This window comes from Catenulispora sp. GAS73, from assembly GCF_041262085.1.
GTDB lineage: Bacteria > Actinomycetota > Actinomycetes > Streptomycetales > Catenulisporaceae > Catenulispora.
Genome location: NZ_JBGCCM010000017.1, coordinates 154,401 through 176,020 on the forward strand (window position 1 = coordinate 154,401; position 21,620 = coordinate 176,020).

Consider the following 21,620-nt stretch of genomic DNA (forward strand, 5'->3'; position numbering starts at 1 on the left):
CGCCCTCCCTCACAGTTCGAGCCGGTCGCGGCTGGTGACCCGGCGCAGCACCACGACGACGACCACGACCGCGACCAGCGTGACGACCGCGCCGGCGCAGGCCCGGCCGAAGTCGTAGATCGGGGAGGTGCCGCCGATGGTCTCGCCGTAGACGTACATCGCCGACGTCCACTGGTTGGTGGTCGGCAGGTTCCCCTGCGAGCCGGAGAAGGCGAGGATGAACTCGAAGATCTTCACCGTGCCGATGGTCCACAGCACCGCCGCGGTCCCCACCACGTCCCAGGACATCGGCAGCGTGATGTGCCGGAAGCGCTGCCAGGAGTTGGTCCCGGCGAGCTTGGCCTCTTCGTAGTAGTACGGCGGGATCCGGTCCACGCCGGCCATCAGGATCGTCACGTAGTACCCGGTGTTGATCCAGACGATCGCGAGCAGGATCGCGTTGAACTGCCACTGCGGCTTGAGCCAGTCCACCGGGCCCATCCCGAAGGAGTGCAGGCCCTTGTTCAGCATGCCGTCGTGGTTCAGCAGGAAGTCCCAGAACGCGGCCAGCGCCACGCCGGAGACGATGTGCGGCAGGAAGATGAAGCCCTGGATGAACTTGCGGCCCTTCATCTCCCGCAGCATCAGCATGAAGGCGAAGCTCAGGACGAACAGGAAGATGCCGCACCCGAACAGCAGCTTCATGGTGTTGAAGAAGGCGTCCTTGAACGCCGGGTCGTGCCTGAGGTGGTCGTAGTTCAGCGTGCCCTTCCACCGCGGGTTCGAGAACCCGTCCCAGCTGGTGAAGCTCGCGTAGAACGAGTACACGGTCGGCACCATGAACAGCACCGTGTACAGGATCAGCGCGGGCGCCAGGAACGGCCCGAAGACGCGCCGGCGGCGCCGGGCCAGGGGCGAACCCTGGAGCCGGCCCCGCCGGACACCGACGGTGGCGCTGGTCACGACGCGGACTTCCAGTAGTCGATCGTGCCCTGCTTGCCGTTGGCGACGAACTTCGCGGCGTTGTCCTGGCCGGTGACCAGCCGGATCATCTCAGGGTTCAGCATCTTGTTGGTCCAGTCCGCGTAGTCCACGGACAGGTGCGCCTGGTCGGCGTAGACAGTGCCGGTCAGTGCCTTGCTCATGGAGGCCAGCTGGGCCGGCGGGTCGATGTCGGCGCGCGGGGTCAGGTTCAGTGCCTGGGACGAGATGCCGGACAGCTCCTCCTTCTTCATGAAGAAGGCGATGAACTTCTCGGCGGCGTCGGAGTGCTTGGCGGTCTTGGGGACCGCGAAGCCGAAGAAGTTGATGCCGGTGTCGGTGTTGCCCGAGTCCAGCGCCGGCAGCTGAATGCTGTCGAACTTGAAGCCGGCGGTGGCGTTCGGCGCGGCCTCCGAGGGCACCCAGGTGCCGGACAGGTAGAAGGCGGCCTGGCCCTTGGCCCAGTCGCCCTCTTCGTCGATGCTCTTGCTGGACTCGTAGCCCTTGAGGAAGTCGCCCTTGTCCCGCAGGTCCTGGACCAGCTGCGCGGCCTTGAGCACCTTCGGGTCGTCCCAGGCGGCGCCGGTCTTGTCGCTCGCCAGCTTCTTCAGGCCGTCGGTCCCGAGTTCGCGTTGGAGGGTCAGCAGCACCCAGTACTTGTCGTCGCCGGGGACCGCGACCGGCGTCATGCTCATGCCCTTGGCCTTGGCGAACAGGGCCAGCAGGTCGTCCCAGGTCTTCGGCGGGTTCGCGGCCAGGTCGGGGAACTTGGAGGCGTCGAACCACAGGCCCTCGGAGGAGACCTCGTAAGGGGCGATGAACGGCTTGCCGCTCTTGTCGTTGAGGAACGGCTTGTAGCTGTCCGGGATGATCTGCCCGATGGTCTGCGACTCGCCGCTGACCGGCGTGCTGTACAGCGTGCTCAGGTCGGCGGTCGCGTCCTTGGCGACCAGCGCGCCGAGCGCGTTGACCGACTGGTCGACCAGGTCCGCCGAGGAGCCGGTGCGCAGGGTCGGGGTGAGCTTGGTGATGACGTCGCGGCCCTGCCACTGGATGCTGACCTTGATGCCGGTGGCGGCGGTGAAGTCGTCGGCGGCCTTCTTGATCACCTTGGCCTGCGGCTCGTTCTGCTGCCACATCGACCAGTAGGTGAACGAGGTGCTGCCCGAGGCCTGGCCGCCGGAGGACGTACCGGGCTTGCTGGAGCTGCCGCAGGCCGACAGGCTCGCGGCCGAGACGGCCACCGCGGCGGCTATGACGCCGGCTCGGTAGACGTTCTTACTGGTACGCATATCGGGTCTCGCTCTCTGGTGAGGGTGGCACACAAGATCTATCAAGATGCTGTCACGCTATGGACGGCAGGGTCTCAGGTCGTACCAGGCCGAGCAGGGCTTGCCCGGTCGCCAGGCGCAGCAGTTCGGCCAGCACGAAGTCGCCCAGGCGCCGCACCTCGCCGCCGATCGAGCCGGCCACGTGCGGGGTCAGGATCAGGTTCGGCAGGTCGAACAGCTCGGAGTCGGCGGGCAGCGGGTCCGGGTCGGTGACATCGGCGACCGCGAACAACCGGCCGGTCCGCAGCTCGTCGGCCAGCGCCGCGGTGTCCACCAGGGCACCGCGCGCGGTGTTGATCAGCGTCGCGCCGTCCTTCATCAGGGCCAGCCGGCGCCGGTCCATCTGATGCCGGGTCTCGGCGTTGCTCGGCGCGTGCAGGCTCACCACGTCGCAGGCCGCCACCAGGTCGTCGAGCCCGGCGGGTACGGCACCGAGCTTGAGGACCTCCTCGTCCGGCACGTAGGGGTCGTGCACGAGGACGGTCGCGTCCAGGACCCGCAGCATCTCCACGACCCGGCGGCCGACGCGGGACAGCCCGACCACTCCGACGACGCGCCGGTGGTTGCCGACCGGACCGAAGTCCTGCGACCAGTGCTGCCAGTCCCGGCCGTCCCTGCCCGCACGAAACGCGCGCTCCATCTCCGGCAGCCGCTTGCCCGCGCTGATCACCATCGCCAGCGTGTACTCGGCCACCGGGACCGCGTTGTCGGCGACCGCGGAGGAGACCACCAGCCCCCGCGCCCACGCGGCGCCGGTGACGTGGTGCTTCACGCTGCCGCCGGAGTGCAGGACGGCGCGCAGCGCGGGCATCCGGGCCAGCGCCGCCTCGTCCAGCACCGGGCAGTCCCAGCCGGTGATCAGCACCTCGGCCCGCTCCAGCGCGGCGGCCACCCGCGGATCGCCGAAGTCGGTGACCACCAGTGCCGGATCGACCTCGGCCAGCCCGGCCAGCCGGGCCTCGGCCGCCGCGTCGAACAGCAGCGGACGCAGCGCCGGGCGCATGGCCAGGACGACGGTCGGACGATCCATGCCTCGGTGGCGCCTTTCGGATGTGACGGCAAACGAACAACGGGGACCAGTGTCAGAACAAGGTAACCGGAAGTCAATACGTTCGATGAGAATCGATGAGAAACAAACAAAAACGTAACTACAACTTGCCGGAACGCCAGCGCACCCCCATGCTGTGAACGGTTCTGACTGATAGCTTCTGCTCCGGGAGGTGGTCCGTGCTCGCCGCCAGACGGCACGCCCTGATCCTGCGCCTGGCCCGCGAACGCGGGTCGGTGCAGGTCGCCGAGCTGGTCGGCATCCTGGGGGTGTCGGACGTGACCGTCCGCCGCGACCTGGACCAGCTGGCCAAGGCCGGACAACTGGACAAGGTGCACGGCGGCGCGGTGCTGCCCGCCTCCGCCGAGCCGGTGCCCCCGGCGCGGCCCGCCCAGGACCCGGCCGAGGAGACCGACCTGCCGGTCGTCGGCGCCTTGATCCCGAAGTCGTCGTACTACTTCAACCGGGTCGTCGACGGCATGCGCCGGGTGCTGCGCGAGCCCGAGGGGCGGCTGCTGGTCGCGGTCTCGGACTACCAGTCCGGGCAGGACCTCTCGCTGGCGATGGGGCTGGTGGACTCCGGGGCGCGGGCCGTGCTGCTGGCCCCCACCGACGAGGTGGAGTGGGCCGGCGCGCTGGGCGTGCCGACGGTGCTGGTGGAGCGGCGGTCGTACGGCCCCGCCGCCGCGACGACGTCGTGGGTCCGCACCGACCACGAGACCGGCGCCGGACTCGCCGTCCGGCATCTGCACGAGCTCGGGCACCGCCGCATCGCGATGTTCGCCCGCGGCGAGACGCCGACCTCGCGCAGCGTGCTGAGCGGCTTCGAGCAGGCCGCCGCGGCGCTGTCGCTGCCGGAGATGCCGCGCATCATCGGCAGCACGGACCTCGACGGCTGGCCGAAGTGGGGACCGGAGCAGATAGACGCGCTCGCCGAGCGGCTGCGCGACTCCGACGCGACCGCGCTGTTGGTCCACTCGGACGAAGACGCGTTGGCGTTGCTGCAGAACGGCTTCGCGACGCGCTTCGCGGTGCCGCGCGAGATCTCGATCGTGGCGTACGACGACGAGTTCTCGGCGTTGACGCGGCCGGCGTTGACCGCGGTGTCGCCGCCGAAGGAGTCCGTCGGCGAGCTGGCGGTGCGGACGCTGCTGGATCTGGTGCGCGATCCGAGCGCTCCGGCCCGGCACGTGGACGTCTCGCCGCGGCTGATCGTGCGCGAGTCGACGGGGGTCGCCCGCTCGGCGTAAGGGGATCGGCTCGCTCTCGCCGTGCCGTGCCGTGCCGGATCAGCTACAGGTTTCCGCGCCAGCCGTTGTCGCCGTGGTGCCGCCTCAGGATCCGGGCCGGCACACCGCCGATCAGGCAGTGGTCGGGGAACGATCCGCGCACCACCGCGCCGGCTGCCACGGCCACGTTCCGCCCGAGCGTGGTCCCCGGCAGGATCACCGAACCGACGCCGAGCCAGCAGCCGTCGCCGATGGTCACCGGCTTGTCCTCCGGGTCCTGGCGGCCGATCGGGGTGTCCAGCGCGGTGTAGCCGTGGTTCTGGTCGGTGACGTAGACGTACGGACCGAAGAAGACGTCGTCGCCGATGTCCACGCGCAGGTGCGCCACGATGTGGCTGCCGCGGCCGATCGAGCAGCCGCGGCCGATGCGCAGCACGATCTCCTCGCCGAAGTCCTCCCCCGGCCAGCCCACCGCCAGGCTCACGCCCTCGCCGACCAGCGTGCCCTCGCCGATCGCCATGTACTGCTCGTTGTAGAGCGCGCCGAGCGGGAAGGACAGTGCGGCGCCGGGGCCGAGATGCGCGAAGCGGTAACGGCCGGGATTGGTGGAGGTGACGCGGCCGCGCACCCGGGCCCAGTCCCAGACGCCGCGTATCGCGGCGGCGGTGAGCCGGTCCATCCAGCGGGGACGACGGGGCACTGGGGTCTCTTCTCGACATGATCACATCAGGGGGGATCGCGGTCAGCATACGGCCGGCGCGGACGGGCCGCGCTTTGTGGCCGGGGCCCTGCATTGTGCCCGCCGTGGGCCGGTCGCCGCACGGTAAGGTGTGCCGTCCCGTTGCGCCTTCCGACGCTTTCCGATGCTCCGCCCGGAGGACTCCCGCCGATGACCGTCCCCGACGCGACCGTGCCGGTCACCACCTGTTACCGGCACGACGGGCGCGAGAGCCACGTGCGCTGCACCCGCTGCGATCGGTACATCTGCCCCGACTGCATGCGTAGCGCTTCAGTAGGGTTTCAGTGCCCTGAGTGTGTCCGCGCGGGAAACAAGGATGTGCGCCAGGCGCGGACGGTGTTCGGGTCGCCGGCCGCGTCCGACGGTGCCCGGCCGGTGGTCACCATCGCCTTGATCCTGCTCAATTTCGCGGTGTACGCGGCGGAACTGATGCAGCACTCCGTCGTGGACAAGCTCGGCATGCTCTCCGACGCCATGCGCGGGCCGAACAACGCGCTCTACGAGCCCATGGCGTCGCCGCCGCCCGGGTACCACCCGATCGGGGTGGCGCACGGCGAGTGGTACCGGATGATCACGTCGGCGTTCGTCCACATCCTGCCGAACCAGCCGCCGCTGGGGCCGATGCACATCTTGTTCAACATGCTCTCGCTGTGGATGTTCGGCGTCGTGGTCGAGCAGCAGATCGGGAAGGTGCGGTACATCGCGGCCTATCTGCTGTCGGCGCTCGGCGGATCAGTGTTCTGCTACTACCTGACCGCCCCCTACACGCAGTCCATCGGGGCCTCGGGCGCGATATTCGGCTTGATCGGCCTGTACTTCGTCCTCAGCCGCAAACTGCACTTCGATCCCCTCGGCGGTCGGCGCCAGCTGGTCATCGCCGTCCTCTGGCTGGTCCTGGCCTCGCGCTTCACCTCCTGGCAGGGACACCTCGGCGGCCTGGTGACCGGCGCGGTGATCGGGCTGGTCTACGTCTACGCGCCGCGCGCCCGGCAGGTCGCCGTCCAGGCGGCGGGCTTGGTCGCGATACTGGCTGTGTTGATCGGCGCGACAGCGGTGCGGACATCGGCGCTGCACACGTCGGCCGAGGAGGGCTTGGTGAGGCATGGAAGAGCCGCTGATGTGGCAGGTGGTCCAGCAGCAGAGGGCTTGGCTGGACTCACATCCGGACACTGACCCGGCGCTCGCGGTCCCGCTGCGGGTGCTGAAGGTCGCGGAGGAGGCCGGCGAGGCCGCGGCCGCACTGATCGGCACCACCGGCCAGAACCCGCGCAAGGGCCGCAGCCACACCGAGGCCGATCTGGCGGCAGAGCTCTGCGACGTCATCACGGCGGCGGCAGTCGCGCTGGCGACGGTGGTCCCCGACCCCGAACGAGTCCTGCGGGACCACATCGGGCGGGTCTACATGCGCTCGGTGGAGGCCGGCGCACCCCGGCTGTCGGAGATCGGGACCGGCCAGGACCGCGCGGCGTGGGCGGCATCCCTGCCGAAGGTGATCGTCGGTGCCACGATGCTGTTCTTCGACGAGGACGGCAAGGTCCTGATGGTCCGGCAGTCCTACCGCCCCACCAAGACCTGGAGCTTCCCCGGCGGCGGCGTCGAGGAGGGCGAGTTCCCCGCCGCCGGCGCCCGCCGCGAGGCGCTGGAGGAAGTCGGCCTGGATGCGGAACCCGGCGCACTGCTGATGGTCGACTGGCGCCCCCGCGACGCGGAGCGTCCGCCGCTGATCCACTACCTCTACGACGGCGGCGTCCTCGGCCCCGAGGACATCGCGCGCATCCGACTGCAGGACGGCGAGATCGACGAGTACGGGTTCTTCGACCTCGACGGCGCGCGTGAGCGGCTGCCCTCGCACACGTTCGACCGCTTGGAACACGCGCTGGCCGTGCGCGAGGGGCGGATCGCGGTGCAGGATCTGGAGGAGGGAAAGATGCGGCAGGCGCGATGAGCTGGAGCAGCGTTCGACACATCGGCCCGCACACCACACAGCGCTCCTTCCTGATCCATCGCCCGACCGAAGACGTCCCCGCCACCGTCTGGACTCCGACCACGCGCCCAGGACCACCTCTCCCCTTGGTGCTGCTCGGACACGGCGGTAGCGGCCACCGCCACAGCGAGCGGATCGTGGCGTTGGCCGCCCGCTTCACCTCGACCGGCTACGCGGCGGCAGCGATCGACGGCCCCTTCCACGGCGACCGCGTGCAACAACCGCTGACCCCGGCGGAGTACCAGGCGCGCGTCGCCGACGAGGGCATTGAAACCGTGCTGGACCGAATCGCCGCCGACTGGGTCGCGACCACGACGCACCTCGCTGAAGCCGGAATCGCCGACGGAATGCGGGTGGCATACGTCGGGTTGTCGATGGGCACCCGCTTCGGCCTCCCCGCCGCAGCCGCACTCGGACCGTCGCTGCGCTGCGCGGTCTTCGGAAAGTTCGGCCTGGAGTCGAGCACTGCGTTCAATCCGGCGCTCCACGTTCCAGACCGTGTGCGCCGCGATGCTTCGGGGATCACCGCGCCGGTCTTCTTCCACGTGCAGTGGGACGACGAGCTCTTCCCGAGGTCAGGGCAACTCGACCTGTTCGACGCCTTCGCCGGCCCCGACAAGGAGCTTCACGCCTTCGCGGGACGCCACAGTCACACGCCGCAGCATGCTCCGGGGCTGTGGCGGTCGTTCGTCGAACGGCATCTCGCGCCGGCCTGAGGCCGGTCGGGAGCACAACCTCACCCCGATCCCGAACCCGATCCCAACCTCGACCGCTGCCGAGGAATCCCGCCCAACCGCTCCCGCACCATCTCCGCCTCCGGTCGCCGCGCCGCCTCGAAAACCGCCAGCGCCTCGCGCCACGTGGCCCGGGCAGCGCCGTGATCTCCCCGGTCGCGAAGCGCGTCGCCCAGCCGCATGGATGACAGCGCCGCCTGCGTCCGATCCCCCTCCCCGAGGCACGCGTCGATCGCCCGCTGGTAGCACGCCAGCGCCTCATCCAGCTCACCGAGCCAGTGGTGCACCAGCGCCAGGCTGTCCCACAGAATCCCGACGTGGTCCCGCCGGTCGGTCGCGAGCTTGATCCTCAGTGCCTTGCGACAGCACACCAGCGCCTCCGGCAACCGCCCGAGGTGCGCGTAGCTCCAGCCCAGCGCGTTCAGCCCCATCGCCTGCCCGTGGGGATCCTCGGCGGCCTCCGCGTATGTCAGGTACTCGTTCAGCAGCGCGACCGCCGCCGCCAGATCCCCCTGCACCACGCGCACGTTCGCCACCGTCCGCTTGGTCTCCGCGATCCCCTGAGCGTGCCCGGCCCCGACATACAACTCCAGCGCGAGGTCCAGGTGACGCAGCCCGCCCTCGGGATCGCCCAACCGCGGCAGGTCACGGCCGAACATCCGGTGCACATGCGCCTGCGCGACCGGGTCCGCCAGCCGCCGCGCCGCGTCCAACGCCAACCGCGCGTTGGCGACGTCCTCCTGCAGGCGCCCGATCCGCGCCAGACCAGCGGACAGCGCGCACGCCAGCTGCCACAGCTCGACGTCCAACCCCGCCGCGGCCACCGCCGGAACAAGAGCGCTGAGAACCTCGCGCTCCCTGTCGAACCACGCGATACCGCCGGCCGTGTCGGTGATCGACGTGCTCACCGTGTCCGGCCCGGGCGGCGGCAGGTCCGCCGGAGACGGCACCGCGACCGTCGCGCCGTACATGTTCGCGCTGACCGCCGCCCGCAGGTAGTGGTCCACGAGCCGCCGGAACGCCGCGTCCCGCTCCCCCTCGCTCTCCTCCGCCGCCAACCGCTCGGCGGCGAACGCCTCCAGCAAGCTATGGCGCCGATACCGGCCGTCCGCATCCGCCGTCGCCATGTTCATCGACACCAGCTCGGTCAGCGTGGCCTGCGCGTCGGACACCGGCAGCCCGGCGACCGACGCCGCCGCCCCCACGGACGAATCAGGACCCGGATGCAGCGCCAACAGCCGATACAAGCGCGCCGCCCGCGGACTGAGCTGGTGATACGACCACGACAGCACGGCGCGCACGTTCACCGCCGTGTCCCCGCCGTCCAGCGCGCCGAGGCTGCTGCCGATCTCGCTGAGCTGCGCGGCCAGCTCCTCCAACGGCGTGTGCGGCCGGACCCACGCCCGCCCCGCCGCCACCACCAGTGCCAACGGCAGGTGAGCACAGTGCTCTGCGATAGCCGCGACCGCGTCCTCGTGACCGTCGGTGCGTGCGGCCCCCAGCCGCAGGTTCAGCAACTCCCGCGACTCGTGCGCCGACAACGGCTCCAGGCTCATAGTGCGCGCGAAATCGATGGTCACCAGGCTGGCCAACGCATTCCGGCTGGTCGCCAGCAACTGCGCGGGGCCGGCCGGCGGCAGCAGCGGACGCACCTGGTCGGAGTGCCCGACGTTGTCCAGCACGATCAGCACCCGCTTGTCGGCCAGGACCGCCCGGTACAACGCGACCCGACCGGCGGCCGTAGCCGGCATCCGATGCTCGGGAATCCCGAAGCAGTCCAACAGGATCCGCACCGATTCATCGACGGTCAGCGGCGCCCCGCGATCGGCGAACCCTTTCAGATCCAGGTAGATCCGGCCGTCCGGAAACGCCGACGCGGACCGGTGCGCCCAGGTGAGTGCCAACGCTGTTTTACCGACGCCGGCCATCCCGACCAGCAGCGTCAGCCCCGGCAGCTCCGGCGGGTGGTTGCCGTCCATCGCCTCGTTCAGCCGCGCCAGCTCGGCGGCGCGGCCGACGAAGCGGCGCGGCGGCGGTGGCAGCTGGTCGGGGAACGGCGGGTCCGTCGAGGACAGTTCGGCGTCGCGGACCGCGGCGAGCGCCCCCGGCATCGGCAGCTCCGGCACCGCCTCCACCGGCCGGGACCGGCTTCGCGGGCCGAGCAGCTCCTCCACCAGGGTGCTGACACCGGCGCCGCGCAGGGTCTGTTCGTAGAAGCGGCGCAGCGTCGGGGAGGGTTCGGAGCCGAGTTCCTCCCGCAGCCGCAGGCGCACCTGCCGGTACCACTCCTGCGCGTCGGCGTGCCGGCCGGCGCCGTACAGGGCCAGAAAATGCCGCTCGTGGAATGGCTCGTTCAGGGGATGCATGCCGGATAACGCCCGTAAGGAGGGCAGGATCGCGTCGAAGTCGCCGCACGCCAGATGCGCGTCGATCCGCAGCTGTTCCAATCGGATCCGTAGTTCGTCCAGATACGGCAGGTGCTCGCCGCGCAGCTCGTCCGACTCGACGTCCGCCAACGGCTCGCCGCGCCACAGCGCCAACGCCGTGGTCGCGGCGTCCCGGACCTGCGACCAGCGGCCCTCGGCGGCTGCGGCGCGGGCCCGGCACTCCAGCTCGGCGGCGCGCACGTGGTCGATCTCGTCGCCGGGTTCGGGGGCGAACAGGTAGCCGCGGCCTTCGTGCCGGACGCGGGCGGCACCTTCGGGGCCGAGGACCGCGCGCAGCCGGGAGACGTACGTGGCCAGCCCGGAGCGCGCGCCGGCGACCGGCCGGTCCGCCCACAGCGCTCCGACCAGCGCGTCGAACCCGACGACCTGTCCGGGGCGCAACAGCAACGCGGCCAGCACCGAACTCTGCTTCCCCGCAGGTACCGGAACTTCAATGCCGGCCTCGTCCCAGACCTTCAAAGACCCCAACACCGCGTAGCGCACGTCCCCGTTCCCTTCGACCCCACTCGGCGCCCGCGCAATGCGCGCGCAATCCGGTGCCGCCATCATGGGCAAAAACATTGTCGAATGTCGAGGAGGTTCCACCATGGCCAGCCAACCCGCGTACCAGCTGACCACCCAGGTGTGGCGGATTCCGGCCGGACCGTTCGATTTCGTCAACAGCTTCGCGATCGTGGAGGACGACGGCCGGGTCTCGCTCGTCGACACCGGCATGCCGAGCTCGATGAAGCGGATCGAGGCCGGGCTGAAGGCGATCGGCAAGAGCGTCCCGGACGTGCACCGCATCGTGCTGACCCACGCGCACGGCGACCACGCCGGCGGCGCCGCGAAGCTGAAGGAGCGCACTGACGCCAACATCTCGATCAGCACCATCGACGCCCCGTTCGCCCGCGACGGCTTCGCCCCGCCGCGCGACGGCTCGACCCTCGGCGGCAAGTTCCTGAACCTGCTGGGGCGCAAGGGCAACAAGTTCGCGAAGGTGATCATCGGCGAGGAGTTCGCCGACGGCGACGTCCTGCCGGTCGGCGGCGGCCTGCGCGTGGTGCACACCCCCGGCCACACGCCCGGGCACGTGGCGCTGCTGCACGAGGCCGACGGCGTGCTGATCACCGGCGACTCGATCTGGAACGTCCGCAAGATGGGCTGGGGCGTCCGCGCCTTCTGCACCGACATCAAGCTGAACCAGAAGACCGCGGACGTCCTCGGCGAGATGGACTACGAGATCGCAGCTTTCACCCATGGCAAGCATGTGACCCAGAACGCCCGCGAAACCGTGCGGCGATTCCTCAAGGAGGCAAAACGCGCATGACCGACCTGCACACCGACCGGCTCCGCCTGCACCCGCTCACGGTCGAGGAGGGACGCCGCATCGTCGACGTCACCCCCGCCGCCGACGACTCCTGGGCCGAGGACTTCCCGATGCAGGACGACCGCGACGGCGTGAAGGGCTTCCTCGGCGCGGCCGAGGCGGGCCACGACGCGGGCCCCTTCGGCTGCTACCGCATCGACCGCGACGGCGCCGCGATCGGCACCATCGGCTTCTACGGCCCGCCGGACGAGGACGGCCAGGTGATGTTCGGCTACGGCCTGGTCCCCGCCGCGCGCGGAGCCGGCTACGCGACCGAGGCGCTGGCCGGGCTGGTGGCCATGTGCCGGTCGCACGACGCGGTGCGCGCGATGGTCGCCGACACCGAGGCGAGCAACGTGGCCTCGCAGCGAGTGCTGGACAAGACCGGGTTCGCGCTGGTGAAGGAGGAGGGCGGGATGTACTACTACCGGCTTGAGGTCGCCGGGGACTGAGCCCGCGACCCGACCGGGAACCGGGGCCGGGGCCGGGGCCGATTCGCTGCCCCGGGCTGCCGGCCTTCGGCGGACATGGCGCATGCTGGCAGGCGATTTCGGGCCGCCATCACCCGCGAAATCGCCGAGGCAGCTGTTCTCCGTGTCGGTGCCTGCCGCCGGTCGGCTGCCTGCATGCGCAATCTCGCTGCGGCCGACCAGGCGAGCCCGGCCGGCACCATCGCGAGCGTGTCGGTACCTACCGCCGGTCAGCCGCCTGCACGCGCAACCTCACCGCCGCCGACCAGGCGAGCCCGGCCGGCACCATCGCGAGCGTGTCGGTACCCGCCGCCGGTCAGCCGCCTGCACGCACAATCTCACCGCCGCCGACCAGGCGAGCCCGGCCGGCACCATCGCGAGCGTGTCGGTACCCGCCGCCGATCGGCCGCCTGCACGCACAATCTCACCGCCGCCGACCAAACGAGCCCGGCCGGCACCATCGCGAGCGCCGTGCCGCGCGCCAGCTCAGCCCGGCGCCGTCCGAAGCGGACCTCACCCCGCCCCGACCGTCGATTCCCGCACCACCAGCTCCGTCGCGATCACCACCGGCCCCGCCGCGTCTGCCGCCCCTGCCGTCTCCACCGCCCTCGCAGCCGCCCCGCCGTCCAGCGCCGCGGCCAGCATCCGCGCGGCCTCGGCGCCCATTTCGCGCAGCGGCCGGCGTACCGCTGTCAGCGATGGTGCGGTATGCGCGGCGTGGCCGGCGTCGTCGAAGGTCACCACCGCCACGTCGTGCGGGACCGGCCTGCCGACCTGGCCCAGCATCTGCAGCACGCCCGACGCCGACAGGTCGTTGTGCGTGAACACCGCGTCGAACTCGACGCCGTCGGTCACCGCGCTCGACACGGCCACGCGGCCCGATTCCCCCGAGTAGTCGCCGGGGAACTGGGCCTGCGGCGGCACCGGGAAGCCCGCCTCCGCGAACGTGTCCGTGAACGCCGTGACCCGCGAGACCGCGCAGTCGTAGCCCTCCGGTCCCCCGACCACCAGCGGTCGTCGCCGCCCCAATGCCAGCAGGTGCTCCGCCGCCTGGCGGGCGCCCGGCTGGTTCCCCGTGGCCACGACCGGTGTGCCGGGGCCGGCGTCGCGGTCGCTGATCAGGACCACGGGCAGGCCGGCGGCGGCCATCTTGGCCACCGCGGGCGCGGTCTCCTCCGGCTCGATCACCAGCAGGCCGTCGAAGGCGTTGGCGTCGACGTGGCCGGCGAAGCGGCGGAAGGAGTCGTCGCCCAGGCCCCGGGTGAACAGCATCATGCCGTGTCCGCTGCGCTCCATCGAATCCGCGACACCCTGCATGACCTGCGCGATCCACGGCCGCGTGAGCGTCGGCGCGAGCACGCCGACCACCCCGGTCCGGCCCTTGGCCAGCGACACCGCCCGGGCGCTGGGCACGTAGCCCAACTCCTTGACGACCCGCCGCACCCGGGCCTCCGTGGCCGCGTCCGTCTCCCCCTTGCCGTTGAGCACCCGCGACACCGTGGCCTTGCTGACCCCGGCCCGCAACGCCACATGGGCGATGGTGACCCGCATTCCGTTCCCCCGTCCTACATAAAATCCCCGACAGGATTGTGGCACGCCGAACACCGCGCGTGGCCCACATGGTGAAACCAGTGACGGCGGGGCCACGCGTGGTGGCTCCGCCGCGCGGCCCGGGATTTCAGCCTTCTGACTTTTGCTCGTCCCTAGCCGCCGGGCTGGGAATCCATCGGCCGCAGCTGTCCTCCGGTGTCGAGGATGCCGAGGCCGCTGCCAGTGGTGGCGGCCGCGCCGGTCAGCACGACGGCCGCGGTGTGCTCGGGCGCCGCGGCGGTCTGCCGGACGTTGCCGGCGGGGTCCGCGACCGCGGCCTTCACGACGTGCCGCGTTCCGGCCACCAGCAGGTAGACCTTGCCGTCCGGGGCGCGCCAGCGGGCCTGCGCGACGACGTTCTGGCCGAGCGCGGAGCAGGTCCGGCCGTTCGCCTCGGTGCCGGTCACGGTCGCCGGGGCCTGGGCCGACGGCGGCAGGAACTCGCTGGTCGCCGAGCCGCTGCCGGACCATTGGTCGGCGCGCAGGCAGACCCATGACGCAAGGCCCTGAGACTCCGGCAGTGGCTGCTGCGCGAAGACCCAGGTGTCGATCTGCTTCACGTCCTGGCCCTGGAGCGCGGGCAGGTTGCAGGCCACTCGCGACTCGGCTCCGTAGGTGTCCGGGGTCGCGACCTCGCGCGGGGTCTGCGTCGGGTCGCTCTTCGGCGGTGCGGTGTACAGGAGGTGGGTGCCGGTCACGCCGCCGAGGTCCGTCATCGCGAAGGTCTGGCCGCCGGCGGTCGTGGACACGTGCAGTTGGAGCGCGGGCCAGGAGCCGCAGCCGGAAGTCGGCGGGCTGGGCACCGCGTTCGTAACGCCGTCGGAGACGGTCGCCGGGGACGCGGCGGCTGCCGGGATTCGCAGGTCCCTGACACTGACGCCGTCGACCCACGGGGCCACGAGCCACCGGTCGCCGGCGTCGGTCGAGCGGAGCACGACGGCTCCGGCCGACGCCGGGTCCGAGTCGTCGGCGCGGACCACGTCCAGGCGGACCGGGTCGTCGGCGGTCGGGGCGTCGGGGAGCGTGTAGCGGGCCAGGCGTGTCGAGTCGAAGAGCAGCACGACGGTCGCGCCGTCCAGGTGCCCGTTCCACAGCACGTGAACCGGCTGGAGCGGCGGGCCGGCGGCGGCGCCGGGACCGAGCTTGAGGACATCAGGGCGCTGTGTCGTCCACGCGTCGAGCGCCTGGCCGACCGCTGCGGATGAGGACCCGTCATCGCGCGCCGGCCAGACGCCGAAGTCCAGCCGCGGGCTCTGCTGCCACGCGCTGTCGTCCACCTGGATCGGCGCGTGCGCGGGCCCGGTGCTCGCGGCGTTGGCAGCCGCGTCCGCACCCGTCGACCCCGAGCCGCCGACCCCGATCACCACGGCCAGCACCACCGCCAGCGCGGCGACGCCGGCCACCGCCGCACCCCGGGCCTGGCGCCTGCGCCGTGACACGTCGGCGGGGCGGGTGTGCAGGGTGCAGGGGTCGAACTCCGACGATTCCAGGACGTCGGCCGGGTGTTCGGCGAGCAGCCGTTGCGCCGTCTCCATCGCGGCGGGCACGCCGCGTACGCCGGCGCCGGAGAGCAGCCCGGCCACCTCGTCGGCGCCGAGGTCTTCGAGCGCGAGCAGGACGTAGGCCATCCGCGCCGTGACGCTCAGCCCGCGCAGGGCGGCGTCCACTGCCAGCTCCTGCGATCCGCCGCCGAGCGGGAAGAGTCGCAGGCCCCAGACATAGGGCTGGTGCAGCGAGCGCGGCCACCAGGTCCGGCGCAGCACCGCGTTGACGACCGCCTGGCGCAGCGTGGCGTACGAGTCGCCGTCCGCCGGTCGCGACGAGCGCCGAAGCCAACGGCCGGGCAGCGCGAGCAGCCCGAGCGGACCCACGGGGCCCGCCGGGCCCGCGCCGCGGCCGGACAGCGAGCGCTGCGCTATCGCGTGCGCCGCCAGCACCCGGCCGTGCCGGTCGCCTTCCGGCGGCAGCGCCAGGTACGCGATGCGGACCAGGCGCGAATAGTGCAGCACCAAAGCCGCCTCGAGATCCTCCCGCCCGCCCGCGGGGCGGTCGCGATCGTCGAGCACGAGGGCTCTCCCTTCTCCGGGTTGAAGAACGAGTCAGGATGCGGATGGTCACCACGACATCCGCGCCACCCGTCCCGCTACCCCAACCCTGTCAGACCAAGAGCACTTCTTGTCAGCCGTTTGCCATGAGTGATCAACGCCCTCCTTGTCAGAGCCATCCACGAGACTGGTGAGTTATGGCTACCTGGCAACAGTTCGCAGACGCCGCCCCCGACCTGGCCACCGCGGTCCGGGCCCGCCTGACGGCGACGAAGCACCACGTCCTCGCCACCCTGCGCAAAGACGGCGCACCCCGCGTCAGCGGCACCGAAGTCGACCTCACCGAGGACGGCCACCTCCGCCTCGGCTCGATGGCGGACGCCCGCAAGGGCAAGGACCTCAAGCGCGACGGCCGCTTCGCCCTCCACGCCAACCCCGGCGACGGCTCCATGGACGGCGGCGACGCAAAGCTCTCGGGCATCGCGACGGCGCTGCCGGGCGACGGCCCCGACGACGCCTTCGAACTGGACCTGCACGAGGTGGTGCTCACGACGGTCGAGAACGACGAGCTGGTGATCCGCCTCTGGACGCCAGAGGGCGGCGCGCGAGAGATCCGGCGAAAGTAGGCGAACGCGGGCGCCGCGCCGGGATCGAACCACCTCGCCGCAAGCGGGCCTCAGGCGCGGTGCTCGCTCGCTCGACCACGCGCAACGCGGCGGCGCTCGCGCAGCGGTCTACCTAGCTCAGTGGGCAGTCAGCCGCCTGCCGAGCGCGGCGCGGCATCCGGCTGCTCACCCAACCCGGTGCCCTATCCCGCCGCGCACCGCCCGCCGCGCCCCGCGCAGCATCCCGCCGCCCGCCGCCCCCGCGCGCGGCCTCACCCCATAAGAATCCGCCGCGTCCGAGCCGGCGCGCCCGACGGCAGCTCCTCAAGAATGTCCCCGAGCGACACCCCCGCCAGGCTCGCCCGCCAGGCCGCGTGCGCCTCGGCCATCGTCCGCGCGAGCGGGCACGTCTCCTGGCACTCCGCCGCGCTCAGGGCGCCGCGTCCTTGCTGGCGGATCTCGCGGCATTCGTAGGGCGCCACCGCGCCGTCCACCGCCTCCACGATCTGCAGCAGCGTGACGTCCTTCGCCGGGCGCGCGAGGCGGAAGCCGCCGCGGGGGCCGGTGGTGGCGGCGAGGATTCCTGCGCGGGTCAGCGCCTGCAGCTGTTTGGCCAGGTAGGGCGCCGGGAGGTCGTAGTACGCCGCCAGTTGGGCCGCCGACGCGGTTTCGCCGGGTTGCAGCTGGGCCAGGGAGGCGGCGCAGTGCAGGACCCATTCGGTGCTGGTCGGCAGCTTCATGGGTGGGATTCTATCTCAGATATTGCAGATCTATTTAGTCCGAGATAGAGTCGTGCCCACGATCCCGGGAGAGACAGGGTCTTGCGAAAAGGAGCCATCACCATGCGCATCGCCGTCGCCGGAGCCACCGGCAACATCGGAACCCGCACCGTCGCGGCGTTGGAGCGCGCCGGGCACGAGGTCGTGGGCATCAGCCGCAACCAGGGCGTGGACCTGGTCACCGGGGAGGGCCTGGACCAGGCGCTGGCAGGTGTGCAGGCGGTCGTGGACGCCAGCAACGGGCCGGTCGGCACGCTGGAGGAGACCGTCGCCTGGTTCGGCGGCACCACCGCGAACCTGCTCGCCGCCGAGGAGCGGGCCGGCGTGCGGCACCATGTCCTGCTCTCGATCGTCGGCGTCCACCGCGTGGAGGGCAACGCTCACTACGCCGGCAAGCGCGAGCAGGAGCGGTTGGTCCAGGCCGGAAACGTGCCGTGGACAATCGTCCCGGCCACGCAGTTCCACGACTTCCCCGCCATGGTCGCCGGTTGGACGACGCAGGACGGCGTCGCCCCGATCGCCCCGCTGCTGCTGCAGCCGATCGCCCCGGCGGACGTCGCCGCCGTCCTGGCGCTGGTCGCCACCGGCGAGCCGAAGGCCCGGTTCGCCGACGTCGCCGGGCCGGAGACCCAGGACATGGTCGACATGGCCCGCCGCACCCTCCAGGCCCGCGGCCAGGCCGTCAAGCTGGTGCCGACCTGGGACGGCGGCATCTTCGGCGTCGCGATGGCCGGGAACACGCTGCTCCCCGGAGAAGGCGCGCGCATCGCGCCGACGACCTTCGACGCGTGGCTGGAGCAAGAGCGCAAGGCCGCGCAGAAGTAGCGGCCCGAGCACTCCGCGGCCGCAGCCTTACCGCCCCGCAGTCTTACCGGCCCGCAGCCTCAACGCCCCGCAGAAAAAAGCAGCGACCGCGCAAACCGCCGGCTGCCCCATCTGCCCCATCGCCCCGATCGTCAGCTCACTCCCAGATACCGCAGCACGGCCAGCACGCGCCGGTGGTCGACGTCGGTCTGCGGCAGGTCGAACTTGGTGAAGATGTTGGCGACGTGCTTCTCGACCGCCCGCTCGCCGATCACCAGCGTCCCGGCGATCGCGGCGTTGGTCCGGCCCTCGGCCACCAGCGCCATCACCTCGGCCTCACGCGGCGTGAGCCGTTCGGCGCGCCCGGGCTGCCGGTTCGCCCCGACCAGCTGCGTGACGACCTCCGGGTCCAGCGCGGTGCCGCCGGCCGCGACCCGGTTGAGCGCGTCGACGAAGTCGTCGATGTCGACCACCCGCTCCTTGAGCAGGTACCCCACGCCCTTGGAGCTGTGCGCGAGCAGATCGGTCGCGAAACGCGCCTCGACGTACTGCGAGAACATCAGGATGCCGAGACCCGGATACCGCCGCCGCAGCTCGACCGCTGCCCGCACGCCCTCGTCGGTGTGGTCTGGCGGCAGCCGGATGTCGACGACCACGACGTCCGGACCGTGCTCGTCCACCGCCGCCAGCAACGCCTCCGCGTCCCCGACCGCCGCGGCCACCTCCTGCCCGCGCGACTTGAGCAGCTGCACGAGACCGTCCCGCAGGATCGCGGTGTCCTCGGCGATGACGATGCGCACGGTGTGCTCGCCCTTCGGTGCGGCGTTATACGGCGGTGGCTGTGGTGGGCTCCACGGTAGCGTGCGGTCCGTGAGCCAAGACGAGGTGGAGATCGACGGCGCGGCGCTTTCCTGGGACGGCGAGTCGTCCCTGGAACGGACCCCGCGGATGCAGTTCTGCGTGGACGCCACGGCAGCCGGCGGCGAACGCTCGGTCATCACGGTGGATGCCGCCTGGCTGAACGCGGGCATCGGCGGAACCGAGATCGTCGTCTCGCCGGACGAGCAGTACGCGGCCCTCTACCACTACTCCGGCCAGAGCGAGGAGGGCTACTGCGCGTTCCGGATCAAGCCGCAGCTGGAGTACGTCGGCGGCTGGGACGAGTGCGGAGAAGGCGAAACCCCGGTCTTCTCGCCGGGATCGCAGTACCTGGCGCACATCCTGATCACCCGCCAGGGATTCCTCTCCCCATCGGGCGAGCCGGACTCCGAGTTCGACTTCTTCGAAGTCCCCGACACCAGGCCGCTCGTCTTCGAGTACGCCGACCTCCGCGTCCACGAGCTGCCCGCCGGCGGCATCAAGCGCTACCCACTCAGGGTCCACCTGCCGGCGGACTTCGGCCGGTTCCTCGCCGACCAGAACACCTCAGCCGAGGAATGGCTCGGCGAGTCCTTCATGACGCAGCTGGAATTCGTCTCGGACCAAGTCCTGCGCATTCAGTGCACGAAGCTGGCCGAGCCGGTCGATGTGAAGCTGCCGATCACCGGCCCCGTCGTCTTCGACCTGTCCGGGTTCTAGCCCTCACGCCTTCATCGGCAGCGCGACCGTCACCGCCGTCGGCCCGCCGGCCGGACTGTCGATCTCGATCGTCCCGTCCACCGTGCCGACCCGGTCCGCCAACCCCGCCAACCCACCCCCGGGTCGCATCCGCGCACCGCCGCGACCGTCGTCCGTGACGCGCAGCATCAGGTGGCGGCCATCGGCCTCGACCGTCACCGTCGCGCACGTCGCATGCGCGTGCTTCGCGGCGTTGGTGAGCAGCTCGGCGGCACAGAAGTACGCCATGGTCTCGATCGCCGCGGCCGGTCGCGGATCCGGCACCCGCACGGTCAGCGAAGTCGGGATGGGCCCGTTGGCGGTCAGCGTCCGCAGCGCGGTCTCCAACCCCTGGTCCAACGTCGGCGGGTGGATGCCGCGCACCAGGTCACGCAGTTCCGCTATCGCCGTCTTCGCCGTGAGCTGCGCCTGGTCGACCAGGCCGCGGCTGTGCTCCAACCGCGCGTCCTCCGCCGAGTCCGCCGACTCCGCGTCGAGGCTGTCCTTCAGCATCACCAGCTGCATCCCAAGCGCGACCAGCCGCGCCTGCGCCCCGTCGTGCAAATCGCGCTCGATCCGGCGCAACGTCGCCGCCGAGTCGTCCACCGCGTAGCTGCGCGACCGCTCCAGCTGCTGCACGCGCGCTGCCATCCGCCCCGAACCGAGGACCACGCGGTAGAACCGCAGGTCCAGCGCCACCAGCTTGCGCGCCGTCCACGCCGCCAGCGCGACCGTCAGCAGCCCGGCGCCGGTGAGCAGGAACGAGCGCGGGAGCGTGTCGAACCAGAACCCGAAGATGTGGATCCCCCGCCGGACAGTGCCGTCCGGTTCGCGCGTGTAGAGGTCGTCCCAGTTCCGCATCAGCGGCCAGAACACCCACAGCAGCCCGTAGACCCACAGCCCCACGCCGACGATCAGGTTCAGCAGCGCGATCGGCAGCCGCACGGACAGGAACGCGGCCTCCGTCCAGCCGCCGCCGTCACCGCCGAGCATGAAGCGGCGCCAGGCCAGAGCCCCGCGCTCGGTGCGCTCGGCCGGCGGCTCCAGCCGCGCCCCGAACAGCCGCAACACCAGCCCCCGGTACAGCACCCCGAACCCGCGCGCCGCGGCCACGGCGAGCGCGATCACCCACGGCCCGATCGGCGTCACCGTCAGCACCACGCCGAGCAGCATCAAGGCACTGACGGCGACGAACGCGACGGCCCACAGCACGGAGCTGGCCACGAGGTAGAGCGCCGCCGCGACGAAGCCGATGTGCGGGGCTTCGGGGGCGGCGGCATCCTCGGCGGACTCCGGCGGCGTGGTGGGCATGACCACCATCATGATCGACGGCCGGCCCGGAACCCAGGGGGCAGGCACGTAGGTCGCACGGTTCGGTTAACCGCCCCCTCGCGGTCAACCGCCCCTCGGTCAACCAGCGCTAAACGTGCAGGCTGCCGGTCAGGATCTCCTTCCCCCAGCCGCACCTTGACCGGCGCTTCGCTGCCCGGCATGGGACCGGTCGTCGGGCACTTCGAGGTCGACATCCACTACGGCGAGTTCGGCGGCGCCGACTGCGGCCCGATCGACAAGCACGGCGACTTCACTGCCGACGACGGCTCGACGATCCATGTCGAGGCGGTCGGCAGCCTGTGCAAGACGCCGACCGCGTCCCCGGCCGGGCAGGCGTGGTACGTGAACACGCGCTCGAACGTCGCATCGACATGCGCTCCGTTCGCCGGAGCGGCGGCCTGCGCCGACGGCATCGCCCAGCACGCCGCCGACGCCACTGCCGCCGCGAGGCCCACGGCCGTTCTCCTGGTACGCGTCATCGTCGTTTCTCCTTCGGGGATTCGCGAGAACAGAACGGGAACTGATGTCCGATCGCCGGTCCAGACTTGCGCCGGGCCCGCGCACGCGTCCAATACTTGA

The 21,620-nt window shown here is 71.4% G+C and carries 20 protein-coding genes; 10 read left to right on the forward strand and 10 right to left on the reverse strand.

Translation table 11 applies throughout. The annotated features are described in order from the left end of the window. Nucleotides 1-9: 9 nt before the first annotated feature. The 3 genes from ABH935_RS25560 to ABH935_RS25570 are packed head-to-tail and all read right to left on the reverse strand — an operon-like array spanning nucleotide 10 to nucleotide 3,321. Nucleotides 10-942, reverse strand: coding sequence for a carbohydrate ABC transporter permease (locus ABH935_RS25560; protein ID WP_370380455.1), 933 nt, complete (start codon nucleotides 940-942; stop codon nucleotides 10-12). After that, nucleotides 939-2,252 carry an ABC transporter substrate-binding protein gene (locus ABH935_RS25565; protein WP_370380456.1) on the reverse strand — a complete coding sequence of 438 codons (1,314 nt, stop codon included), beginning with the start codon at nucleotides 2,250-2,252 and terminating at the stop codon, nucleotides 939-941. Before ABH935_RS25565 ends, ABH935_RS25560 begins: the two co-directional genes overlap by 4 nt. 52 nt (nucleotides 2,253-2,304) lie before the next feature. Further along, nucleotides 2,305-3,321 (reverse strand): hydroxyacid dehydrogenase, encoded by a 1,017-nt coding sequence (locus ABH935_RS25570; RefSeq protein ID WP_370380457.1) that lies wholly within the window; start codon nucleotides 3,319-3,321, stop codon nucleotides 2,305-2,307. A gap of 197 nt (nucleotides 3,322-3,518) precedes the next feature. Between ABH935_RS25570 and ABH935_RS25575 the strand changes: the two genes are divergently transcribed. Then, entirely contained in the window at nucleotides 3,519-4,589 is a 1,071-nt protein-coding gene (locus ABH935_RS25575) for a substrate-binding domain-containing protein (RefSeq protein WP_370380458.1), read from the forward strand. A 43-nt stretch (nucleotides 4,590-4,632) separates the two neighbouring features. Here the strand turns inward: ABH935_RS25575 and ABH935_RS25580 are convergent, their stop codons facing one another. Then, nucleotides 4,633-5,268, reverse strand: a complete 636-nt coding sequence (locus tag ABH935_RS25580; RefSeq protein WP_370380459.1) for an acyltransferase — start codon at nucleotides 5,266-5,268, stop codon at nucleotides 4,633-4,635. 357 nt (nucleotides 5,269-5,625) lie between these two features. Between ABH935_RS25580 and ABH935_RS25585 the strand changes: the two genes are divergently transcribed. Genes ABH935_RS25585 through ABH935_RS25595 form a run of 3 tightly spaced genes read left to right on the forward strand, consistent with a single transcriptional unit; the run spans nucleotide 5,626 to nucleotide 8,007 of the window. Continuing rightward, nucleotides 5,626-6,480 (forward strand): rhomboid family intramembrane serine protease, encoded by an 855-nt coding sequence (locus ABH935_RS25585; RefSeq protein ID WP_370380460.1) that lies wholly within the window; start codon nucleotides 5,626-5,628, stop codon nucleotides 6,478-6,480. Beyond that, nucleotides 6,410-7,252, forward strand: a complete 843-nt coding sequence (locus ABH935_RS25590) for an NUDIX domain-containing protein (RefSeq protein ID WP_370380461.1) — start codon at nucleotides 6,410-6,412, stop codon at nucleotides 7,250-7,252. The genes ABH935_RS25585 and ABH935_RS25590 overlap by 71 nt, the downstream gene beginning before the upstream one ends. After that, complete coding sequence (locus ABH935_RS25595) at nucleotides 7,249-8,007, forward strand: dienelactone hydrolase family protein (RefSeq protein WP_370380462.1); 759 nt, start codon at nucleotides 7,249-7,251, stop codon at nucleotides 8,005-8,007. The genes ABH935_RS25590 and ABH935_RS25595 overlap by 4 nt, the downstream gene beginning before the upstream one ends. Nucleotides 8,008-8,027: 20 nt before the next feature. Here ABH935_RS25595 and ABH935_RS25600 read toward each other — a convergent pair whose 3' ends face one another. Beyond that, nucleotides 8,028-10,955 (reverse strand): BTAD domain-containing putative transcriptional regulator, encoded by a 2,928-nt coding sequence (locus ABH935_RS25600; RefSeq protein ID WP_370380463.1) that lies wholly within the window; start codon nucleotides 10,953-10,955, stop codon nucleotides 8,028-8,030. Between the two features lie 103 nt (nucleotides 10,956-11,058). On the opposite strand from ABH935_RS25600, the gene ABH935_RS25605 reads away from it, so the two are divergent. Continuing rightward, nucleotides 11,059-11,781, forward strand: a complete 723-nt coding sequence (locus ABH935_RS25605) for an MBL fold metallo-hydrolase (RefSeq protein ID WP_370380464.1) — start codon at nucleotides 11,059-11,061, stop codon at nucleotides 11,779-11,781. After that, complete coding sequence (locus tag ABH935_RS25610; protein WP_370380465.1) at nucleotides 11,778-12,272, forward strand: GNAT family N-acetyltransferase; 495 nt, start codon at nucleotides 11,778-11,780, stop codon at nucleotides 12,270-12,272. Before ABH935_RS25605 ends, ABH935_RS25610 begins: the two co-directional genes overlap by 4 nt. Nucleotides 12,273-12,803: 531 nt before the next feature. Here ABH935_RS25610 and ABH935_RS25615 read toward each other — a convergent pair. Further along, nucleotides 12,804-13,841, reverse strand: a complete 1,038-nt coding sequence (locus ABH935_RS25615; RefSeq protein ID WP_370380466.1) for a LacI family DNA-binding transcriptional regulator — start codon at nucleotides 13,839-13,841, stop codon at nucleotides 12,804-12,806. A 152-nt stretch (nucleotides 13,842-13,993) separates the two neighbouring features. After that, a complete protein-coding gene (locus tag ABH935_RS25620; RefSeq protein ID WP_370380467.1) occupies nucleotides 13,994-15,946 on the reverse strand; it encodes a hypothetical protein in 1,953 nt (650 codons plus the stop codon). 176 nt (nucleotides 15,947-16,122) lie between these two features. Here ABH935_RS25620 and ABH935_RS25625 point away from each other — a divergent pair, with 176 nt between their 5' ends. Further along, nucleotides 16,123-16,551, forward strand: coding sequence for a pyridoxamine 5'-phosphate oxidase family protein (locus ABH935_RS25625; RefSeq protein WP_370380468.1), 429 nt, complete (start codon nucleotides 16,123-16,125; stop codon nucleotides 16,549-16,551). A gap of 251 nt (nucleotides 16,552-16,802) precedes the next feature. Here the strand turns inward: ABH935_RS25625 and ABH935_RS25630 are convergent, their stop codons facing one another. Beyond that, complete coding sequence (locus ABH935_RS25630) at nucleotides 16,803-17,270, reverse strand: Rrf2 family transcriptional regulator (RefSeq protein WP_370380469.1); 468 nt, start codon at nucleotides 17,268-17,270, stop codon at nucleotides 16,803-16,805. Nucleotides 17,271-17,372: 102 nt separating this feature from the next. Here ABH935_RS25630 and ABH935_RS25635 point away from each other — a divergent pair, with 102 nt between their 5' ends. Then, complete coding sequence (locus ABH935_RS25635; protein WP_370380470.1) at nucleotides 17,373-18,134, forward strand: SDR family oxidoreductase; 762 nt, start codon at nucleotides 17,373-17,375, stop codon at nucleotides 18,132-18,134. 131 nt (nucleotides 18,135-18,265) lie between these two features. Here the strand turns inward: ABH935_RS25635 and ABH935_RS25640 are convergent, their stop codons facing one another. Continuing rightward, the gene (locus ABH935_RS25640; protein ID WP_370380471.1) at nucleotides 18,266-18,913 is read right to left on the reverse strand and encodes a response regulator; all 648 of its coding nucleotides are present in this window, start codon (nucleotides 18,911-18,913) and stop codon (nucleotides 18,266-18,268) included. Nucleotides 18,914-18,983: 70 nt separating this feature from the next. Here ABH935_RS25640 and ABH935_RS25645 point away from each other — a divergent pair, with 70 nt between their 5' ends. Continuing rightward, on the forward strand, nucleotides 18,984-19,691 hold the full coding sequence (locus ABH935_RS25645; RefSeq protein WP_370380472.1) for a hypothetical protein: 708 nt from the start codon (nucleotides 18,984-18,986) through the stop codon (nucleotides 19,689-19,691). A gap of 3 nt (nucleotides 19,692-19,694) precedes the next feature. Here the strand turns inward: ABH935_RS25645 and ABH935_RS25650 are convergent, their stop codons facing one another. Next, nucleotides 19,695-21,020: a sensor histidine kinase gene (locus ABH935_RS25650; RefSeq protein ID WP_370380473.1), complete on the reverse strand. Its 1,326-nt coding sequence runs from the start codon at nucleotides 21,018-21,020 to the stop codon at nucleotides 19,695-19,697. A gap of 180 nt (nucleotides 21,021-21,200) precedes the next feature. Here ABH935_RS25650 and ABH935_RS25655 point away from each other — a divergent pair, with 180 nt between their 5' ends. Then, a complete protein-coding gene (locus ABH935_RS25655) occupies nucleotides 21,201-21,620 on the forward strand; it encodes a hypothetical protein (protein ID WP_370380474.1) in 420 nt (139 codons plus the stop codon).

Bases quoted from the DNA above. Each gene is read 5' to 3' on its own strand.
- ABH935_RS25565 (WP_370380456.1), bottom strand. From the start codon at position 2,252: ATGCGTACCAGTAAGAACGTCTACCGAGCCGGCGTCATAGCCGCCGCG.
- ABH935_RS25570 (WP_370380457.1), bottom strand. From the start codon at position 3,321: ATGGATCGTCCGACCGTCGTCCTGGCCATGCGCCCGGCGCTGCGTCCG.
- ABH935_RS25590 (WP_370380461.1), top strand. From the start codon at position 6,410: ATGGAAGAGCCGCTGATGTGGCAGGTGGTCCAGCAGCAGAGGGCTTGG.
- ABH935_RS25595 (WP_370380462.1), top strand. From the start codon at position 7,249: ATGAGCTGGAGCAGCGTTCGACACATCGGCCCGCACACCACACAGCGC.
- ABH935_RS25605 (WP_370380464.1), top strand. From the start codon at position 11,059: ATGGCCAGCCAACCCGCGTACCAGCTGACCACCCAGGTGTGGCGGATT.
- ABH935_RS25610 (WP_370380465.1), top strand. From the start codon at position 11,778: ATGACCGACCTGCACACCGACCGGCTCCGCCTGCACCCGCTCACGGTC.
- ABH935_RS25615 (WP_370380466.1), bottom strand. From the start codon at position 13,841: ATGCGGGTCACCATCGCCCATGTGGCGTTGCGGGCCGGGGTCAGCAAG.
- ABH935_RS25625 (WP_370380468.1), top strand. From the start codon at position 16,123: ATGGCTACCTGGCAACAGTTCGCAGACGCCGCCCCCGACCTGGCCACC.
- ABH935_RS25630 (WP_370380469.1), bottom strand. From the start codon at position 17,270: ATGAAGCTGCCGACCAGCACCGAATGGGTCCTGCACTGCGCCGCCTCC.
- ABH935_RS25635 (WP_370380470.1), top strand. From the start codon at position 17,373: ATGCGCATCGCCGTCGCCGGAGCCACCGGCAACATCGGAACCCGCACC.
- ABH935_RS25650 (WP_370380473.1), bottom strand. From the start codon at position 21,020: ATGCCCACCACGCCGCCGGAGTCCGCCGAGGATGCCGCCGCCCCCGAA.
- ABH935_RS25655 (WP_370380474.1), top strand. From the start codon at position 21,201: ATGGGACCGGTCGTCGGGCACTTCGAGGTCGACATCCACTACGGCGAG.